The sequence below is a fragment of the Burkholderia sp. BCC1977 genome (assembly GCF_905339595.1).
In the GTDB taxonomy this organism is placed as follows: Bacteria; Pseudomonadota; Gammaproteobacteria; order Burkholderiales; family Burkholderiaceae; genus Burkholderia.
Map to the genome: position 1 here is coordinate 1 of NZ_CAJPGQ010000109.1, position 2,699 is coordinate 2,699.

General features: G+C 63.2%; 3 protein-coding genes. 1 reads left to right on the top strand and 2 read right to left on the bottom strand.

The annotated features are described in order from the left end of the window. Window positions 1-98 precede the first annotated feature (98 nt). Entirely contained in the window at window positions 99-848 is a 750-nt protein-coding gene (istB, locus tag U5771_RS34850; RefSeq protein WP_322028138.1) for an IS21-like element ISBmu3 family helper ATPase IstB, read from the bottom strand. Window positions 849-863: 15 nt separating this feature from the next. Continuing rightward, a complete protein-coding gene (gene istA / locus U5771_RS34855) occupies window positions 864-2,408 on the bottom strand; it encodes an IS21 family transposase (RefSeq protein ID WP_322028139.1) in 1,545 nt (514 codons plus the stop codon). Window positions 2,409-2,456: 48 nt separating this feature from the next. Here istA and U5771_RS34860 point away from each other — a divergent pair, with 48 nt between their 5' ends. Beyond that, window positions 2,457-2,594 carry a hypothetical protein gene (locus U5771_RS34860; RefSeq protein WP_175891702.1) on the top strand — a complete coding sequence of 46 codons (138 nt, stop codon included), beginning with the start codon at window positions 2,457-2,459 and terminating at the stop codon, window positions 2,592-2,594. Window positions 2,595-2,699 lie beyond the last annotated feature (105 nt).

Genomic DNA, 2,699 nt, shown 5'->3' on the forward strand with positions numbered 1-2,699 from the left:
TGCGGATTTCGGTGATGGTGATCAGGCGTTTCGGCGAACGTGATCAGTTTGGAAGGTGGTGTTGCGCGGTCAATGGATTATAGCGAAGGTGATCACGATCAGGATGCGGAGGACTGCTTGGCGTTAGTCTTTCGCATCGATTCACCCTTCAACGGCAGCTTGTGGGCCTGATGGACGAGCCGGTCGAGGATCGCGTCGGCGAGCGTCGGATCCTGCAGCCACGCATGCCAGTGTTCGAGCGGTAGCTGGCTGGTAATGATCGTGGAGCGCGTGCCGACGCGATCGTCGAGCACTTCGAGCAGGTCGTTTCGGGCACTCTGATCGAGGTCCTGCAGGCCCCAGTCGTCGAGCAGCAGGACGTCCATCTTGGCGAGCTGCGCGAGCCGCCGCGTGAAGCTGCCGTCGCCGTGCGCGATCTTCAATTCCTCGAACAGCCGGGCAACGCGGACGTACATCACGGAGAAGCCTTGTCGGCAGGCCTGCTGACCAAACGCGCAGGCAATCCACGTCTTGCCTGCTCCGGTCGGCCCCGTCAGGATGAGGTTTTGTGCATTACGGATCCAGTCGCAACCAGCAAGTGCGGCGACGACGCTCTTGTCGATGCCGCGGCTCTGCCGGTATTCGATGTCCTCGATGCAGGCCTGGGGATTCTTGAGTTTCGCGGACTTCAGCAGCCGCTCGAGCCGCCGGGTATCGCGCCAGGCGAGCTCGCGCTCGACGACCATGCCGAAGCGCTCTTCGAACGATAGGTTGGTGCTGGCGGTCAACGCCGCTTGTTCCTCGAACGCGCGGGCCATGCCGTCGAGCTTCAGGGATTTGAGCTGGGTTAAGGTTTGCTGCATCAACATCGCGACCTCCTTGGGTCAGTGGTAATACTCGGGCCCGCGCACGTTCTCGTGATCGGGCGAATGCCATTCGGTGGGCGGAATCGGGAGCATCGGCTGTCGGTCCAGGCCGGATTCGAGGATTGACAGCACGGAGCGACGGGTCGGCGAGCCGATCACGAGCGCCCGTTGGCAGGCCGCTTCCAGCCGTTCCTTGCCGTACTTGCGTGAGAGCGACAGCAGTCCGAGACAGGCGCGGTACCCCATCTCGGGATGGGGCCGGTTGGTCAACAGATGTTTGACGATCGCCTCGGCGCCGGGACCGACCGAGGCGCCCCAGTTCAACAACCGGCCTGGCGTCCATTCCATGTGAGCACGGTGCGCCGCCGGCATGTGCTCGGGCAATGTCGTATGCTTGTTCCGGAGTCGGCTGCGGGCGTGGGCGGCAACGCGCTTGCCGCGGATCTCGACGCAGTGGCGCGTCACGCGCGCGTAGACCTCTTGACGCACAAGACCGTGCGGGACGCTGTAATAGTGGTGATCGACTTCGACGTGGTAGTCGATGTTGACGCGGCACTTCACGAAGGTTGCGATCTCGTATCGGCGTGTCGGTAACGGGCGCAGTGCTGGCTGATCGAGCCGCTCGAACCATTCGCGGCGGTTGCCGTCGAGCTTCTTGAACGGGCGCCGGTTCAGGTCGGCGATCAGTTTGCCGATCGCCTTGTTCAGCTCGGCCAGGCTGTAGAAGCGATGGTTGCGCAACCGTGCGAGGATCCAGCGCTCTACGATCTGTACGCCAACCTCGACCTTCGCCTTGTCCTGCGGCTTGCGCGGCCGCGCCGGCAACATGGCCGTCGCGTAGTGGTTCACGAAGTCCTGCGTCGTGTTGCCCAGCACCGGTTCGTACCGGTCGGCCTTGGCGATCAATGCCTTGGGGTTGTCGGGCACCAGCAGTTCGGGAACGCCGCCGTAGAATTCCAACGCGTCGATCAGGCTGCCGATCCAGTCGGGCATGGCCTCGGAACGCGTCGCACATGCATAGGTGTAGTTCGAGGCGCCGAGGACGGCCACGAACACGTGGGCCTTGAACGCGACGCCGCCGTCGCGGCCGAGGATCGATACGGTTTGCCCGGCGAAGTCGGCGAACAGCTTCTCGCCGGCGCGGTGTTGCTGGTGCATCGAGCGCTTCAGCGCCGCAGCCCAGTCCTTGTACCGCTGGCAGAACTGCGTATAGCGATAGGTGCGTTGGCCGGGGTGGGCCTCGACGTACTCCTCCCAGAGCAGTTGCAGCGTCACGCCCTTGCGGCGCAGGTCGCGGTGCATCGCCGCGTAATCCGGTTCGACCCGCCGGGTCGGGACCGCGGATTCCTCCAGTAGGTCCAACCTGATCTCGAGCTCGTCGTCGGCCAGCGGTTCAACAGCAGCCCAGTCGAGGCCGGCCGCGCTCGCGCGTGCGGCGTATGCCGAGATAGCGCCGACGCTGATGCCGATCGCGCGGCTGATCTGGCGGTGCGACAGGCCGCACGACCACTTCAGCCGCAATACTTCCTTCAGTTTGCGCATGCTCATCCGATGTGCCGGCATCAACCTGTCCCCTAAAAAGAGACAAGGCTAACGCCCGTCGTTGATCACATGCGCAACACCACCGCCGAGCCGGAACGGCCATCCCGTTTCGGTCGCGTGATCAGCTGTTTCGGTTCGCTGATCACTCATTCCGGGAACGTGATCACCCGTTTCGGCAAGATGATCGCTCGTTTCGGAAACCGGTGATCAGCGATCACCTTCGACCGAAACGGCCGATCACCATCAATCGGAACCACCGATCACGTTCAACCGAAATCGCTGATCACGTTCGCCGAAATACGCACCGTAGTA